The following is a 15,208-nucleotide window of genomic DNA, read 5'->3' on the forward strand; positions in this document are numbered from 1 at the left end:
AACTGGCCAGTTTAGCAAACGTTATGACCACAACAGCATCCCCATTCTTTGAAGAACTCAAGCAAATCGTTGGACCACAAGGTTATCGCGAAGGCGACGCCATCGATCAAAAACACTACAAAGACATAATGGGCGCTAGAAAAATTTGCCCCGTGTTACACCTTCGCCCAGCCAACACCGAGCAAGTCTCTCAAATATTGTCTCTGTGCCATCAAAACGACCAACCTGTGAGCCCTCAAGGCGGAATGACTGGTTTGGTATCTGCGGCAGCGCCCTTAGAAGGCGAAGTCACCCTCAGCTTGGACAGAATGAATTCAATACTTGAGGTAGATCCTTACAGCGCAAGTATCACCGTTGAAGCGGGAACGCCCCTGCAAATAGTTCAGGAAAAAGCAGACGAAGCAGGCTTGCTGTTTCCTCTAGATCTCGGTGCGCGCGGCAGTTGCAGCATAGGCGGCAATCTCGCCACCAATGCTGGAGGCAACCGAGTGATTCGTTACGGCATGATGCGAGACTTAGTGATAGGCATGGAAATGGTACTCGCTGATGGCACCATCATTAACGAAATGCATAAGCTGCGAAAAAACAACACGGGTTACGACCTAAAGCAATTGTTTATTGGTAGTGAAGGTACGCTGGGTATCATTACCAAAGCGGTATTAAAATTATTTCCGAAACCTAACTCTCAAGTTGTCAGTTTTTGTCAATTAAACAATTTCGAAGATGTCAGCAAATTGCTAGTACACATGCAACAACACTTAGGCGGCAACCTGACAGCTTTTGAAGTGCTTTGGCAAAACACTTACGAACAAATCCAACAACATGTACCCCATGTCATCTTACCCTTTAAGCAAGCTACGCCCTTCAGCGTGCTGGTCGAAAGCATGGGGACCGCCGGTGAAGCCGACCAAACATTATTTAACCAAACCATGGAAGCCGCTTTTGAAAATGAACTCATCAGCGACGCGGTAATTTCTCAAAGCGATAAAGAAGTGCAACAGCTTTGGGCGATTCGCGATGGCGCCACAGAGATTCCGCGCGCCATCGGACGTATGCATGCCTATGATGTCAGTATGGCCATTGGCGATATGCAATATTTTGGTGAGCAAGTAGAACAACGCATTCGGGATCAATGGCCAGAAGCAACCATCAGCTTATTTGGCCATATTGGTGATGGTAACTTGCACGTATTGGCGCATGTCGGCGAAGGAAACCGAGAAGCTCACCACGCTGTTGATGAAACCATTTATGGCATCATTAAAGAGCTAAACGGCGCAATTTCCGCTGAGCATGGTATCGGCTTAATGAAAAAAGAATTTCTTCCCTATAGCCGGTCGAGTGCAGAGATCGCACTCATGAAAACAATTAAAGCGAGTTTAGATCCAAAGAATATTTTATCGCCAGGGCGAATTTTTTAAGACAATCATAGCGAAAACAAAAACAACGGCCACCATCTAAAGTCACCACGTTCTCAGCAATAGGCTTTTACCTTGAGAGACCGAGTATTTTCGAATCACCACTGCGTTTTGCTAGTACTGGGCAGTTTTAATCCAATCATAGCAATCGCACGGTTTTTAATTAAGAAACCACAGACTAAAGCGGTACCTCTGCCTACCCACACCTCGCCTACCTATCACGCGACCTCTCAATTATCTCCACATAGAGCAGCGTGTATTTAATAAGGAAAGGCTCATAAGTTACATTACGAAAGCTATAAAGCCTTTCGCACATCGCCACTGACCAGCACCATTCCGATTGCCGAATTTCGCCACAATTGTTCACAATCCATCACTGGCTGTTTTCCATCACGATTGCGACACTTTACAACACGTAATCGACCAACAGGACAACACCATGGCTAAACCACTGAAGCTCGCAATTATTTATGGCGGCCAATCAACAGAGCATGCGGTTTCTATCGAGTCGGCATTGAACTTAGTTCAGTCTCTCGACACCCAAAAGTACACTCCCTTATTAATCAGAATTAACGAAAGCGGTAGCTGGCATCTACAAACCAACTCTCAACCAGCACTGCAACAAGCGGCGTTACCGGGCTTTATTCCGACCTTGTGGCCAGAACATGCGCCTGCAATCGCACTATTGCCCGACTACCCAGGTCAGTTAATTAACCTTCACACCACCCGAATCGAAAGCGAAATTGATGTCGTTTTTCCGCTGGTACACGGACGCACAGGTGAAGACGGATCACTCCAAGGGTTTTTAAATATGGCGAATGTTCCTTATGTCGGTTGTGATGTGATGAGTTCGTCTATCATCATGGACAAAGACATCAGTAAACGTCTACTCAAGGAAGCTGGACTACCTGTCGTCGACCATCTTGCTTTTAATACACTACGCTACTCTCCTACCTACGATGAAATTGTCGATGCTTTGGGTGATTATTTTTTTGTAAAGCCTGCAAACAGTGGCTCGTCTATCGGCATTAGTGCGGTAACGCGAAAGAGCGAGTTTCGCCATGCAATGCATCTCGCGCAGCACTTTGATCACAAGGTAGTTTTCGAACAGGGAATCCGTGGCAGAGAGCTAGAGTGTGGCGTTGTCGGAAACCATACCTGTTGGACCTCTGCTGTTGGTGAAGTGCTCTGCTCTAAACCGTTCTATGACTATGAAGCCAAGTATTGGGATACTGAGAGCACTCATTTACGCGTACCTGCAGATATTGATAAACGTATGACCGAACAAGTGCAGTATCTTTCCGAGCGAGCTTTTCAGGCTTTGGACTGCCAAGGAATGGCTCGTGTCGACTTTTTCTTGAAGGGCGATCAGTTATGGATAAACGAATTAAACACCTTACCGGGATTAACCAGCACTAGCTTGTTCCCAAAGTTATGGGAACATAGCGGCATTGCGTTTTCTGAGCTATGCGACAAGTTAATTGAGCTGGCAATACAAGGTCATCAGCAAAAGCAAACATTAAAAACAACATTGGATTGTTTCTAATGGTAAACAGCATTAGTACCCGGGCTGATCACCCCAAAGGTATTTGTGCTGTTGTAGTTGAAAACGGACGGGTAGATTATCTTTCACGATCCAATCGGCTAGATCGCGTGGTTTTAGCTGGTTGAAACTGCTAGAAAAGAGTACTTCATCGACACGATTTACTAGGTCGTATTCGTTGAGTTTAAAGCATGCCCACTCGTAGTCTTCCCGATTGCAAATAACAAATTTGATCTGATCGTTTGGGGTTAAATGCGCAATATTGTCGTAGAGGTTTTTCGATACTTCACCAGAACCAGGCGTTTTGAGATCCACAACCCGACTAACCCGGCTATCCACGTTATCGATTGGCATTGCGCCGCTGGTTTCGAGGGAGACCTCCCAACCTTTGTCACACAGCAGTTTTAGCAAAGGCAAACAATTTGGTTGAGCCAAAGGTTCACCTCCGGTCACGCAAATAAACCGAGGCTCGAAACTGGCCACTTGCTCAACAATATCATTCAGCGTTTTTTGCTCACCACCATGAAACGCATATTCTGAATCGCAATACTGGCATCGAAGTGGGCAACCCGTTAAACGCACGAAAACCGTAGGCTTACCTACAGTGCGTGCTTCGCCCTGCAACGAGTAAAAAATTTCTGTAATTCGAAGTGAAGGCGCTGTCATAAGGCTACCGTTTGGATCTTTTGAATATTCACAGTTTAGGCGAGAAACTAGGGTGTAAATAAAAACGACGAGCTACATAGCTCGCCGTTACGGTGTATCTAAGTGACTGAAATAAATTCAGCGACTACTGAGGGAAATTTTGTTGCAAAAAGTTCTTTGCCAGGCGAGCTTCATCGGCACCGCTACTTGCTACTTCCTGCAGTAGCTTTTTCGACTGCGCTTTGTCACCCTGCTGAAACAGCAACTGTCCCAATTTTAGCTTCGCATCTTGAGCTTTTGCATGGCTTGGATAGCTATCAACCACTGTTTGATACGCCTTCTTCGCTTGCTCTCCCTCATTACGAATTTGATGCAACTGTCCCAACCAGTGAAATGAATTGCCTGCATACTGCCCATTCGGAAACGTCGACAGGTAACTGTTAAAGGCTTCAATCGCTTTGTCGTACTGCTTAGCCCGAATTTGATCCATAGCGGCATTGTATGTCTCAAATTCGTCTGCGCTAGGCGCTGGCGTTCGAGGTTGGGCTGGTGTCGACGCAGTAGCTGGAGGGTTTGCCGGGGTGCTATTCGCAACTGGAGTAGCGCTTGCCGCCGGCTTTGAGCCGCCAGATAGGTCGCTGATTCGACGATCGAGATCGACGTAGTCATCCAAACGCTGTTGCTTCAAGCGTTTTAATTCGTAGGCCTGCTCTTCAACTAAACCACGAAGGTTTGCCACTTCCTGCTGCAGGGTCTGCAATTGGAAGTAGATATCAGCTTGCATACTACCGCCACCAGATTCATCCACGGGTGTCGCTGGCGCGTTCCGTGGTTGACCGATCGGGCGAATGGTTGGAGAGGATTCCACCACTTCCACTTGAGCGAAAGTAGGGGCACTTGAAACGAGAAACACCGCTGCCAGGCCGGCAGCGGTGATCAGTGGGTATCTCATTAGAGCAATATCTTTCTTTGTCTGTAGAATCGTGTCTGCAGAATGCTAGTCAAAAAGACTAGTTCATTTCTACGCGACGGTTCATCGACCATGCAGATTCACTGCTGCCAAGCTGAGCTGGACGCTCTTCACCGTAGCTAACAGTTTCAATGCGTGAACGCTCAACACCTTGAAGCACTAGGAAATCACGCACTGCATTCGCACGACGCTCACCTAGAGCCATGTTGTATTCGCGAGTACCACGCTCATCTGCGTGACCTTCAAGACGAACACTGTCAGTGTTATTTTTCAAAATTGCAGCATGTGCAGTTAACGCTGAACGTGCTTCGGCCTTAAGAATCGATTGATCGAAGTCGAAGTAAAATACAGTGTCTATGCCGGCCGCAGGGTCTTCTTCGGTATCAGATACAGTGACGCCAGTGCCACCTGCTGTACCGGTTTCAGTGCCGCTAGTGCTATCAGTCATGGTGCCTTCATCACCCATATCGGTTTCTTCGGTGGTTGCACAACCGACCATTAAACCTAAGGTGCAGGCCATCACTAGCAGCATTTTTAATGAATTGGTAACCATCTTTCACTCCCATTGTAGTTAGATGCGGAAAAGTTATAGGAAAATCTTTAAAAAATCAAAGAGTTAATTCACAAAAGGTGCCCATGCCGGTTCCCTTACATCCCCTTTTTTGGAGGGAAGCCGGAATTTGCTACCTGAATCCAGTGAAACTGCCGCTAGAATCCCCTTCCCACGGTATTTCGTTGCATACAATAACAAAGCACCATTTGGCGCCACGGTTGGAGACTCATCGTAGTCCAAATCATCTGAAGCAGGTGTCAACAAACGATAGATGCCCGTGGTGGTGTCCTGTGCCGCAATATAAAACACCCCATTATCTCGATGCACAAAGACAATCGTCTTGCCATCCGGTGATACACGGGGCCTTGCGTTGTAATCACCAGAGAAGGTTAAGCGCTCTACCCGCCCGCTGGCAAGAGTTACTTGATAAATTTGTGGCTTACCGCCCCTATCTGAAGTGAAAACAATTCCTTTTCCGTCTACCGTCCAAGCCGGTTCGGTATCAATGGCCCAATGCGGTGCAGGCCTAGAGAGTTTTTTACTTGCGATGTCCAAAATATAGATATCTGGATCACCATCTTTCGACAGTGTAATGGCTAGTTTTTGACCATCTGGCGACCAGGATGGTGCCCCGTTTAACCCTTTGAAATTCGTCATTTGTTGTCGAACGCCAGTAGCTACTTCTTGAATGAATATAGCTGGCCGTGTTGTTTCATAAGATACATACGCAAGGTAACGACCATCAGGTGACCAAGAAGGCGATAATAGCGGCTCATCTGGACGAGATTGAAAAATCATTTTCGCGCGCGCGCCATCGGCATCCGCCACCATCAAACGATAGGTTTTATCGGTTTGTTCAACATAGGCGATTTGTGTCGAAAAAATCCCGCGGATATTGGTGACGTACTCATACACTTTATCGCTGACGTGGTGGGCAATATCGCGAAGGCTATTTGGCCCGGCTTCGATGTTTAATGACAACACCCGTCGCTCAGCGAAAATGTCGAACATTTTAAACTCAAGCCGGTAGTTGCCTGCAGGATTGCGCGTCAGGTTACCAATCACCAAAAACTCAGTTTTCAGCAAGCGCCAGTCGCGGTAATAGACTTCAGATTCGCGCTTCGGCGATGACAGCATGTCGCTGCGAGACACCGGCGCGAACAAACCACTACGACGTAAGTCTGCGGCAACGATTTCTGAAATATCTTCCGGTAGTGGTTCACCAGACCACCCCATAGGAGAAACAGCGATGGGGGTAGGATCATCTACACCACTATCGATAACAATTTCTAACTGGGCGTACAGTGGTGAACTAAATACCACCACTAAAAACGCCACAACACAATTAATAGCAACCAAATGCCTCATAAGCGCAGATCCTGAGGTTCAAATAAAACCGATACTTTTCTGAAATATTGTTCAAACACCGCAGAGTCCATACCCTGCAGCTCCGTAAATTGCTCCACTTTCCACACAGCCTGCTCGGCCGAGCGATCGAACGCAGCGTTGCCACTACCGTCTGTAATCGACACATCAACGATGCGACCCGTTGGCACCAACTGAATTTGCAACCGCGTCTTCATGCCGTTGCGAGCAGACGGGGGACGGCTCCAGTTTTGGCGAATTCGCTCTGTAATCAATGCCATGTAGCTTTGCGCGGTGGCTTCTGCCTGCTGGGCACGCATCAAGGCGTCTTCTTCTTCAAGCAAGTCATTTAACTCGTCTTCCATGCGAAGCTGCTCGGCCATCGCTAATTCTTTCGCTTTACGTTCTTTCTCAGCCAATTCTCGCGCTTTACGTTCTTGAGCCTCGCGCTCTTTCTTCTCTTTTTCTGCTTGCTGCTTCTTGGCTAACGCGGCTTTGCGCTTTGCATCCGCTTCACGCTTTTTGCGAGCCTGTTCGGCACGCTGTGCTGCTAAATCAATTTTTTTAGTTTGTTTGGGTTTAGCCGCCTTGGGCGTGGTCGCTTTTAGCTCGACCATTTTGGCTTCAATATACCGCGGCACAACCACTTGGTTCTCATGAGACGCCGCTTTCCACCCCCACGCTACCGCAGCAACCAGCGCACCGTGAAGCAAAACACTGATTAAGATCGGGAGATTGTAGGAGCTAGCGCCGCGCATCAATTTATTGAGCCTTGTCTATCGCTTTACGTTTAACCTGGCGGCTCGGTAACAAGCCCTACCGAACCCGCACCAGCGTTTTGTAATTCTGACATCAACGCAACAACCTTACCGTAGGGAACGCTCGTGTCACCCCACACCAAAATAGGTGTTTCAGGTGCTCTCTTCAGCACGATACCCACCATATTTTTTATTTCCTCAAGCGGTTTCGATGACTCTGGGTCGCCGCCTAATTTCACAAAGTAGCTACCATCGGCTTTAATGGAAACAATTAGAGGCTCATCTTGTTTTTGGTCTATAGGCGCTGATGGTGCTTGGGGCAACTCCACCTTTACACCCTGCATCAACAACGGCGCGGTTACCATAAAGATAATCAGTAGTACCAACATCACATCGATGTAGGGAACCACGTTGATTTCTGCCATCGGTTTACGCTTGCCTTTCCTCACGTCAGCCATGTTACCTCCTCAACTCAATCGTCGATTACGACTTGGCATGTACTTGACGATGAAGAATTGATGAAAACTCTTCGGCAAATGTTTCATAGTTGCTGGTCAAGGTTTCAGCACGGGCCGAATAACGGTTGTAGGCAAGCACCGCTGGAATAGCGGCAAACAACCCCATTGCCGTCGCCACCAACGCTTCTGAAATTCCCGGTGCAACCGCGGCAAGCGTGGCCTGATGCACGCCTGCTAATCCGCGAAACGAATTCATGATGCCCCACACGGTACCAAACAGGCCAATATAGGGACTGACTGATGCAACACTCGCTAAGAACGGTAAATTTTCTTCTAATTTTTCTTCTTCTCGACGAAGTGCGACTCGCATTGCACGCTGCGTGCCCTCCATCACCGCATCTGCGTCTACAGCACCTTTTTGTCGTAAACGCGTAAACTCTTTAAAACCAGCGCGAAATATATTTTCCACACCATCCATCGCGCCCTTTCCGGTTTTATTGTTCCCCTGCCGGAATAACTGATTGAGATCGACGCCGGACCAAAATTCTTTTTCAAAAGCAACGAACGATCGATAAGCCTGCTTTTGGTACAAGCCACGTTGAATTATCATTCCCCAGGATACAACTGAGGCCAAAAACAATAAAAACATCACCGCTTGCACAAGCAAACTAGCGTTAACGATTAAACTCCAAATCGAAAGAGTTTCTGCTGCTTCACCCATAATATTTTCCTAGTATTCTCTGCCACCAAGAGCCAACTGCAATTGGTTAGCCAAACATGGTCTGACAAATGTAGCCGAACTCCGTGTCTGCCACAAAGTATTCCATCGAATGTGATTAGTGTTGAGCCGACTTAAGGCTCTTTTGCATAACCTCAGGCATTGCCGTTGGTTTCATTGACTCTGCATGCACACAGGCGATTTTAACCTCTGCTCTGCATAACAACTGCTGGTTATGTCGCACTTGCTGTTCAAAAATCACGTAACTGCGTTTTGCGGATAGAACCTCAGTGGTGGCTTGCAGCATGTCCCCAAGGCGGGCCGCGCTGCGAAATTCAATATTCATTGAGTGTACCACTAGCAACAACCCATCATCCAAGGTCGCTGGTTTATCAAAGCCAAAAGTCGCCAAGTATTCGGTGCGTGATCGCTCCATAAATTTTAAATAATTGGCATGATAGACAATACCGCCCGCATCAGTATCTTCGATGTAGACTTTGATCGGCAGTGAAAATTCCCCCATTAAACCAATCTCGCTCTATTAGTTGTCATCAATGATTTTATTTTCGCCATCAAATAATCCACCCTGGGCACCATCTGTTTTCAATCCAGCAGTATTCTTCGGCTTTTCATTTGGCCTTAAACCAAAATGCTCATAAGCATGGGGGGTTACCACCCGGCCACGCGGGGTTCGGGTGATAAAACCTTGCTGAATAAGATATGGTTCCAATACATCTTCAATGGTATCGCGCTCTTCGCTAATGGCAGCCGCCAAACTATCGACACCCACTGGGCCGCCACCAAACTTCTCAATCATCGCTAGTAGCATACGCCTATCCATATGATCGAAGCCTTGATGATCAACTTTCAACATATTCAATGCGCTGTCGGCCACATCGCCGGTCACCGTGCCATCCCCTTTAACTTCCGCGAAATCGCGGACACGACGTAATAATCGATTGGCAATACGCGGCGTTCCACGCGAACGACGAGCAACTTCGTGAGCACCTTCTGGCTCGATGCGAATCCCCATTAAACTTGCCGAACGGCTAACGATGTTGGTTAAGTCCTGCACATTGTAGAACTCTAGTCGCTGCACGATGCCAAAACGATCACGCAGTGGCGAGGTTAGCAGCCCGGCACGTGTTGTTGCGCCGACCAGAGTAAAGGGGGGCAAATCTAATTTTATGGAACGCGCGGCAGGGCCTTCACCAATCATGATATCCAGCTGAAAATCTTCCATAGCGGGATAGATAACTTCTTCAACAACGGGACTGAGGCGATGGATTTCATCAATAAACAATACGTCGCCAGGCTCTAGGTTTGTCATCAACGCTGCCAGGTCACCCGCTTTTTCCAGTACCGGGCCAGACGTGGTTTTGATGTCGACACCCATTTCAGCGGCGATGATATTCGCTAAGGTCGTTTTCCCTAAGCCAGGAGGCCCAAAGATAAGCGTGTGATCGAGGGACTCACCGCGCTTTTTAGCGGCTTCCACAAAGATGCCCATTTGCTCGCTAACGGCCGGCTGACCAATATATTCCGCGAGGCTTTTCGGCCTAACTGCGCGATCCTGCTGATCTTCCATTGGTTGCGCATCACCGTGTATAAGGCGGTCTTTTTCAATCATAGTGAGGTTTCTATTGTCGCCTTCTAGGCGCTAGCCAAACTTCTAAGCGCTAGACGAATTAACTCTTCACTGCGCTCTGCCTGATGTTCCTTTTGTGTTGCTACAACCACTTGAAGTGCTTGAGCAGGCTTGTACCCTAAAGCGATTAAGGCACTTTCTGCTTCGGCGACGATATCACTGGCAACGTCGCTCGTTGGCTGATCGTCATTTAGAGTATTCTCAGGCATGACACCGCTGGAGGTCGTTTGCCAGTCTTTCAAGCGATCGCGTAATTCAATCAATAAACGTTCAGCCGTTTTTTTACCAACACCCGGGACTTTAACGAGTGCAGCGAGATTATTGTCTTTAACGCAACTAACAATATCGTTGGTATCCATTCCGGAAAGAATTGCGAGGCCGAGTTTCGGGCCAACGCCGTTGACTTTAATTAACGTTCTGAACAGTTCACGATCGCGCTTGTCATAAAATCCATACAATTGTTGGGCGGTTTCACTAACTGAAAGGTGGGTATGCAATGTGACTTCAGCGTTTAACTCAGGAAGCTGGTAAATACTGGTCATTGGCGCTAATACTTCATAGTGCACACCACCCACATCGATCAGCAGTTCTGGTGATTGCTTCTCAACAAGTATGCCGCGTAGTCGTCCAATCATGTTCTATTAATTATCTCTCATTATTCTGTGTAAAGCATGGTGAGACTAGCTATACCATGCGGCCACGGCGAAAGGTTCGCGCGCGTGCAAATTTTATCAGATGCTGTTGTGTGTTCGCGTGACACAATGCCGTCGCCAATGCATCGGCGGCATCTTCCTGGGGTGACTTGGGTAGCTTGAGTAACGTTTTAACCATGTGCTGCACTTGCAACTTGTCGGCGCTGCCAGTGCCCACCACGCTTTGCTTAATCTTCCTCGCTTCGTATTCTGACACCGGTAGTGCTTGATTAACCGCAGCCACGATCGCCGCGCCTCGAGCTTGCCCCAACTTTAGAGCAGACCCAGCGCTCTTTGCCATGAACACCTGCTCAATCGCCATTTCCTGCGGGCAGTATTCTTGAATTACTTCGGTCACAGAGTCGAAAATAAGTTTAAGGCGGGCAGGCAAGTCCATATCTGGAATACGGATAACACCGCTGGTGACATATTCACTACGACTACCTTGGGCATTGATAATCCCAAAACCAGTTTTACGCGAGCCGGGGTCGATGCCTAAAATTAACGCCATGTTCGGGGTATCTCCGGTTAACAGTGGCTAGTCTAACCAATCCCAGCGCTTGTCGCGACTTAAGATCATGCGAATCCAACGGTTTCCCCGGCATAAGCGTACTCAGACAGCGTCTAAAAAAAAGGCCGCGAAAAATCGCAGCCTTTATTTAATTAAACGGTTTCTATAGCGTCGCTACGGGCTATTCGCTTTTTGCTGCGTCCTTTTCCTTCGTACGCAAGCGAATACTGAGTTCTCGCAACTGCTCTGTATCGACGGCTCCGGGCGCATCGGTCATGACACATGCAGCAGACTGTGTTTTCGGGAAGGCAATCACATCACGAATGGAGAGTGAACCGCTCAACCACATAACGATACGATCCAAGCCATAGGCTAAGCCGCCGTGAGGTGGCGCACCGTATTTCAGTGCATCCAGCAAGAAGCCAAACTTTTCTCGTTGCTCTTCAGGGGAGATTTTCAAGACATCGAATACCGCTTGCTGCATCTCTTGATTGTGGATACGCACCGAACCACCACCAAGTTCAGAGCCATTGATCACGATATCATAAGCAAGTGACAACGCTTCGGCTGGATTGTCGCGCAGCTCTTGCGGCGAACACGAGGGCGCCGTGAACGGATGGTGTAACGCTGTTAAACCCCCGTCGTCCGTCTCTTCAAACATAGGGAAATCAACCACCCAAAGGGGGGCCCACTCACAGGTGTAAAGGTCAAGGTCTTCACCTAACTTACAACGCAATGCACCGAGCGCTTCAGATACCACTTTGGCGCTATCAGCACCAAAGAACAGCAGGTCGCCATTGTCGGCTTCAACGCGGTCGAGAATAGCCTGTCGAACATCGTTTGGTAAGAATTTAACAATGGGCGACTGCAAACCATTGTCGAGGTCGCTGCGGTCGTTAACTTTAATGTAAGCCAAGCCTTTCGCGCCGTATATACCGACAAATTTGGTGTAGTCATCGATTTGCTTACGGGTAAGCTTGTCGTTACCACCAGGGACTTTCATCACAGTCACACGGCCTTTCGGGTCTTTCGCTGGGCCAGAAAAGACTTTGAATTCCACTTCGGTCATCAAATCTTTTACGTCTACCAATTCGAGCGGAATACGTAAATCCGGCTTATCAGAACCGTACTTCGCCATCGCTTCAGCATATGGCATGCGTGGGAAGGTTCCGAGATCTACATCGAGCACCTCTTTGAACAACTTAGAAATCAACTCTTCGTTGATTGCCATAATTTGCTCTTGATCCATGAAAGAGGTTTCAATATCAATTTGAGTGAATTCGGGCTGTCGATCAGCTCGTAAGTCTTCATCGCGGAAACATTTCGCGATTTGATAGTAACGGTCAAAACCAGACACCATTAACAACTGCTTAAAGAGCTGTGGTGATTGTGGCAACGCGAAGAATTTGCCCTGATGGGTGCGTGAAGGCACCAAGTAATCACGGGCACCTTCTGGTGTCGCACGCGTCAGAATCGGCGTCTCGATATCAAGAAAGCCGTTGTCATCCAGGAAGTTACGCACGATGCTGGTAACTCGTGAGCGTAAACGCAGGGTTTGCTGCATATCGTGGCGACGCAAATCGAGATAGCGGAACTTTAAGCGGACGTCTTCACCCACCGAGTTATGCTCATCGAGAGGGAAAGGCGGCGTTTCCGAAGCATTCAAGATTTGCAACTGCGTGCCGTAAACTTCGATGGCACCTGTTCGCATGTTTGGATTAACGGTGGACTCACTACGCGCACGGACTTTACCAGTCACCTGAAGCACATATTCGCTACGAACTTTGTCGGCAAGCTCGAAGTGCTCATTGGCATCGGGGTCAAACACCACTTGCACAATGCCTTCTCGGTCACGTAAGTCGATGAAAATAACTCCACCGTGGTCGCGACGACGGTCTACCCAGCCGCACAAAGTGACTTCACGATCAATAAACGCAGTGTCGATCACACCACAGTAGTCGGTACGCATAAAATTATCCTAAGTCTTACCTTATTTGCAGCCAATATTTAGGCCGCTGCTACTTGTTGTTGCCTTCATTAGGGCTATCCCCTGCTTGGAGATATTGCCGAGGCCGATTTTCAATATTACGACGCAGGCGCTGAAGACGAGCTTGAAGTTGTCTTTTTAGCTGGCGAAGTCTTCTCGCCGCCAGACGAGCCGCTCGAAGATTGGCTCCCCGACGAAGCGCTGGAACCCGACGCCGACGAATCACCTGCGACGTTCTTCTTTTTACCCGTCTTAAAGTCGGTTTCATACCAACCACTCCCTTTGAGCCTAAAGCCGGCAGCCGAAATCTTTTTCTTGAGGCTAGCTTCTTTACACGCTGGGCAATCCGTCAATAGAGGATCACTCATCTTCTGCAAAGCTTCCAGCTCATGACCGCAAGACTGGCATTGATATTCATATATAGGCATGACTGCACCTCACTTTACACGTTCACAGGCATAAAACAGCCAATCTAATCAATGGTGTGTTTCAAAGAGCCGCGCATTATACCTGGTGTCTAGCCCTAGATGAATTCACAAATTAGCAAACCGGCAAATTAATCTAAAGGGCCTCCAAGGTACCTGGACTGTCAGGGTTATGGTTCAAATTCAGCGAAACTGGAGTCCCCGGCAACCCAGTAAAGAGACTTGCCCAAATCTCATATTTGAAGGACTTTCGTGGTAAAGCCACTAAAAGACTGGTATTTAAGGGTATTTCGGTATTTTTTTGTTGCCGATGCCAAAAATATCCTTTATATATAGCACCTGCCGATTAGTTGGCTAGTTTTAGCCTATAAATAAAGGGTTTTCAGGGCTTTTGGTCGTCAAGATCCCCTTGCCGACCCGGAATTTTGGTCTACAACTAACTTAAAGGAATACTAGTAAAGCGACCCAATCCTTAGGATTCCCTCGTTTTCTAGCATCCCGACATGAAATACCAATAAATTTACAACCTATAAACCAACAAAAGGATACGCGCATGGCTGTTCGAAAGACTGCTGCAAAGAAAAAAGCTCCTGCTAAGAAAGCACCTGTAAAAAAAGCTGCTGCCAAGAAAAAGGCTCCAGCGAAAAAAGCAGCTGCTCCAGCTAAAAAAATCAAAGCTATCAAAGAGCGCTACAGCAAAACTCAGATCCTTAACCAGATCTCAGAAAACACTGAGCTATCTCGCAAGCAGGTTTCTTCTGTTCTTGACGAGCTGTCTGACATCATCGAAGGCCACATCAACAAGCGTGGTGCCGGTGAGTTCGTATTACCTGGTTTATTGAAAGTGGTTACCGTGAAGAAGCCTGCGAAGAAGGCACGCAAAGGCATCAATCCATTCACTGGTGAAGAAACCGTCTTTAAGGCAAAGCCTGCCAGCATTCAGGTTAAAATCCGCCCACTGAAGAAAATGAAGGAAATGGCTGAGTAAGCTCTCACCCGTTTCATTCAACGAAAAAGCCCTGCCGGAGACGCCAGGGCTTTTTTGATTTATTGGCTTAGCTAAGCCGCTTTGGCCTACGCTGGAGTGAAATCATCACCGGCTAACGCGCTTTTAAATCGATCGCAAAGCGCTCGTAGCTCTTCCTCCCCATAACATTTAGGCTCGATATCCGCCCCCCAAATCGGCCCAGGCCAAGCTGGATCTGTTTTAAAACGTGCCACGTGATGGACATGCAGCTGCGCCACCTTGTTACCAATGGCCGCTACATTCATTTTGTCGGGCACAAATAGGTCCGCCATGACTTCCGAGAGGTGGCAGGATTCACGCATCAATTGCTGTCGATCCTCCAAACTCAAGTGGTAAATTTCAGCCATCGACTCACGTTGAGGAACCAACAAGACCCAGGGGTAGGAAGCCTCCCGGTGCAACAATACCAGCGACAACTCAAAGCGCCCCAACAAAACGGTATCTTGCTCTATTTGAGGGTGCAAACTAAACATAACGACCTCCGTGAAATCAA

Annotated in this window: 17 protein-coding genes; 3 read left to right on the forward strand and 14 right to left on the reverse strand. The window is 47.9% G+C overall.

The genetic code is table 11. The features are described from left to right. The first annotated feature begins 23 nt into the window (after nucleotides 1–23). Nucleotides 24–1,418: an FAD-binding oxidoreductase gene (locus ACZ5NB_RS14630; protein WP_460234685.1), complete on the forward strand. Its 1,395-nt coding sequence runs from the start codon at nucleotides 24–26 to the stop codon at nucleotides 1,416–1,418. Nucleotides 1,419–1,854: 436 nt separating this feature from the next. Further along, nucleotides 1,855–2,961, forward strand: a complete 1,107-nt coding sequence (locus ACZ5NB_RS14635) for a D-alanine--D-alanine ligase family protein (RefSeq protein ID WP_460234686.1) — start codon at nucleotides 1,855–1,857, stop codon at nucleotides 2,959–2,961. A 12-nt stretch (nucleotides 2,962–2,973) separates the two neighbouring features. Here the strand turns inward: ACZ5NB_RS14635 and queE are convergent, their stop codons facing one another. From queE to ACZ5NB_RS14700, 13 genes are all read right to left on the reverse strand, one after another. Continuing rightward, nucleotides 2,974–3,624, reverse strand: a complete 651-nt coding sequence (queE, locus tag ACZ5NB_RS14640; protein WP_460234687.1) for a 7-carboxy-7-deazaguanine synthase QueE — start codon at nucleotides 3,622–3,624, stop codon at nucleotides 2,974–2,976. A gap of 124 nt (nucleotides 3,625–3,748) precedes the next feature. After that, nucleotides 3,749–4,555 (reverse strand): tol-pal system protein YbgF, encoded by an 807-nt coding sequence (gene ybgF / locus ACZ5NB_RS14645; protein WP_460234688.1) that lies wholly within the window; start codon nucleotides 4,553–4,555, stop codon nucleotides 3,749–3,751. Nucleotides 4,556–4,613: 58 nt separating this feature from the next. Beyond that, nucleotides 4,614–5,126: a peptidoglycan-associated lipoprotein Pal gene (gene pal, locus ACZ5NB_RS14650; protein ID WP_460234689.1), complete on the reverse strand. Its 513-nt coding sequence runs from the start codon at nucleotides 5,124–5,126 to the stop codon at nucleotides 4,614–4,616. Between the two features lie 63 nt (nucleotides 5,127–5,189). Next, nucleotides 5,190–6,494: a Tol-Pal system beta propeller repeat protein TolB gene (tolB, locus tag ACZ5NB_RS14655; RefSeq protein WP_460234690.1), complete on the reverse strand. Its 1,305-nt coding sequence runs from the start codon at nucleotides 6,492–6,494 to the stop codon at nucleotides 5,190–5,192. Continuing rightward, on the reverse strand, nucleotides 6,491–7,249 hold the full coding sequence (tolA, locus tag ACZ5NB_RS14660; RefSeq protein WP_460234691.1) for a cell envelope integrity protein TolA: 759 nt from the start codon (nucleotides 7,247–7,249) through the stop codon (nucleotides 6,491–6,493). Before tolA ends, tolB begins: the two co-directional genes overlap by 4 nt. A gap of 32 nt (nucleotides 7,250–7,281) precedes the next feature. Next, a complete protein-coding gene (tolR, locus tag ACZ5NB_RS14665; protein ID WP_460234692.1) occupies nucleotides 7,282–7,707 on the reverse strand; it encodes a protein TolR in 426 nt (141 codons plus the stop codon). A 25-nt stretch (nucleotides 7,708–7,732) separates the two neighbouring features. Further along, the gene (gene tolQ / locus ACZ5NB_RS14670) at nucleotides 7,733–8,428 is read right to left on the reverse strand and encodes a protein TolQ (RefSeq protein WP_460234693.1); all 696 of its coding nucleotides are present in this window, start codon (nucleotides 8,426–8,428) and stop codon (nucleotides 7,733–7,735) included. Nucleotides 8,429–8,543: 115 nt separating this feature from the next. Further along, nucleotides 8,544–8,948, reverse strand: a complete 405-nt coding sequence (gene ybgC / locus ACZ5NB_RS14675) for a tol-pal system-associated acyl-CoA thioesterase (RefSeq protein WP_460234694.1) — start codon at nucleotides 8,946–8,948, stop codon at nucleotides 8,544–8,546. A gap of 18 nt (nucleotides 8,949–8,966) precedes the next feature. Beyond that, nucleotides 8,967–10,055: a Holliday junction branch migration DNA helicase RuvB gene (ruvB, locus tag ACZ5NB_RS14680; protein ID WP_460234695.1), complete on the reverse strand. Its 1,089-nt coding sequence runs from the start codon at nucleotides 10,053–10,055 to the stop codon at nucleotides 8,967–8,969. A 23-nt stretch (nucleotides 10,056–10,078) separates the two neighbouring features. Beyond that, nucleotides 10,079–10,708: a Holliday junction branch migration protein RuvA gene (gene ruvA / locus ACZ5NB_RS14685; RefSeq protein WP_460234696.1), complete on the reverse strand. Its 630-nt coding sequence runs from the start codon at nucleotides 10,706–10,708 to the stop codon at nucleotides 10,079–10,081. 49 nt (nucleotides 10,709–10,757) lie between these two features. Continuing rightward, nucleotides 10,758–11,276 (reverse strand): crossover junction endodeoxyribonuclease RuvC, encoded by a 519-nt coding sequence (gene ruvC / locus ACZ5NB_RS14690; RefSeq protein ID WP_460234697.1) that lies wholly within the window; start codon nucleotides 11,274–11,276, stop codon nucleotides 10,758–10,760. Nucleotides 11,277–11,457: 181 nt separating this feature from the next. After that, the gene (aspS, locus tag ACZ5NB_RS14695; protein ID WP_460234698.1) at nucleotides 11,458–13,245 is read right to left on the reverse strand and encodes an aspartate--tRNA ligase; all 1,788 of its coding nucleotides are present in this window, start codon (nucleotides 13,243–13,245) and stop codon (nucleotides 11,458–11,460) included. 116 nt (nucleotides 13,246–13,361) lie between these two features. Next, the gene (locus ACZ5NB_RS14700) at nucleotides 13,362–13,691 is read right to left on the reverse strand and encodes an FmdB family zinc ribbon protein (protein WP_460234699.1); all 330 of its coding nucleotides are present in this window, start codon (nucleotides 13,689–13,691) and stop codon (nucleotides 13,362–13,364) included. 550 nt (nucleotides 13,692–14,241) lie between these two features. Here ACZ5NB_RS14700 and ACZ5NB_RS14705 point away from each other — a divergent pair. Beyond that, nucleotides 14,242–14,676, forward strand: coding sequence for an HU family DNA-binding protein (locus ACZ5NB_RS14705; RefSeq protein ID WP_460234700.1), 435 nt, complete (start codon nucleotides 14,242–14,244; stop codon nucleotides 14,674–14,676). An 86-nt stretch (nucleotides 14,677–14,762) separates the two neighbouring features. On the opposite strand, the gene ACZ5NB_RS14710 is transcribed toward ACZ5NB_RS14705, so the two are convergent. After that, nucleotides 14,763–15,188, reverse strand: coding sequence for an HIT domain-containing protein (locus ACZ5NB_RS14710; RefSeq protein WP_460234701.1), 426 nt, complete (start codon nucleotides 15,186–15,188; stop codon nucleotides 14,763–14,765). Nucleotides 15,189–15,208: the final 20 nt, after the last annotated feature.

The sequence above is a fragment of the Aurantivibrio plasticivorans genome, from assembly GCF_055392955.1.

Coding starts and splice junctions, on each gene's coding strand:
- ybgF (WP_460234688.1), bottom strand. CDS start 4,555: ATGAGATACCCACTGATCACCGCTGCCGGCCTGGCAGCGGTGTTTCTC.
- queE (WP_460234687.1), bottom strand. CDS start 3,624: ATGACAGCGCCTTCACTTCGAATTACAGAAATTTTTTACTCGTTGCAG.
- ACZ5NB_RS14700 (WP_460234699.1), bottom strand. CDS start 13,691: ATGCCTATATATGAATATCAATGCCAGTCTTGCGGTCATGAGCTGGAA.
- ruvB (WP_460234695.1), bottom strand. CDS start 10,055: ATGATTGAAAAAGACCGCCTTATACACGGTGATGCGCAACCAATGGAA.
- ruvC (WP_460234697.1), bottom strand. CDS start 11,276: ATGGCGTTAATTTTAGGCATCGACCCCGGCTCGCGTAAAACTGGTTTT.
- aspS (WP_460234698.1), bottom strand. CDS start 13,245: ATGCGTACCGACTACTGTGGTGTGATCGACACTGCGTTTATTGATCGT.
- ybgC (WP_460234694.1), bottom strand. CDS start 8,948: ATGGGGGAATTTTCACTGCCGATCAAAGTCTACATCGAAGATACTGAT.
- tolQ (WP_460234693.1), bottom strand. CDS start 8,428: ATGGGTGAAGCAGCAGAAACTCTTTCGATTTGGAGTTTAATCGTTAAC.
- ruvA (WP_460234696.1), bottom strand. CDS start 10,708: ATGATTGGACGACTACGCGGCATACTTGTTGAGAAGCAATCACCAGAA.
- ACZ5NB_RS14710 (WP_460234701.1), bottom strand. CDS start 15,188: ATGTTTAGTTTGCACCCTCAAATAGAGCAAGATACCGTTTTGTTGGGG.
- tolA (WP_460234691.1), bottom strand. CDS start 7,249: ATGCGCGGCGCTAGCTCCTACAATCTCCCGATCTTAATCAGTGTTTTG.
- ACZ5NB_RS14705 (WP_460234700.1), top strand. CDS start 14,242: ATGGCTGTTCGAAAGACTGCTGCAAAGAAAAAAGCTCCTGCTAAGAAA.
- tolR (WP_460234692.1), bottom strand. CDS start 7,707: ATGGCTGACGTGAGGAAAGGCAAGCGTAAACCGATGGCAGAAATCAAC.
- tolB (WP_460234690.1), bottom strand. CDS start 6,494: ATGAGGCATTTGGTTGCTATTAATTGTGTTGTGGCGTTTTTAGTGGTG.
- pal (WP_460234689.1), bottom strand. CDS start 5,126: ATGGTTACCAATTCATTAAAAATGCTGCTAGTGATGGCCTGCACCTTA.
- ACZ5NB_RS14630 (WP_460234685.1), top strand. CDS start 24: ATGACCACAACAGCATCCCCATTCTTTGAAGAACTCAAGCAAATCGTT.
- ACZ5NB_RS14635 (WP_460234686.1), top strand. CDS start 1,855: ATGGCTAAACCACTGAAGCTCGCAATTATTTATGGCGGCCAATCAACA.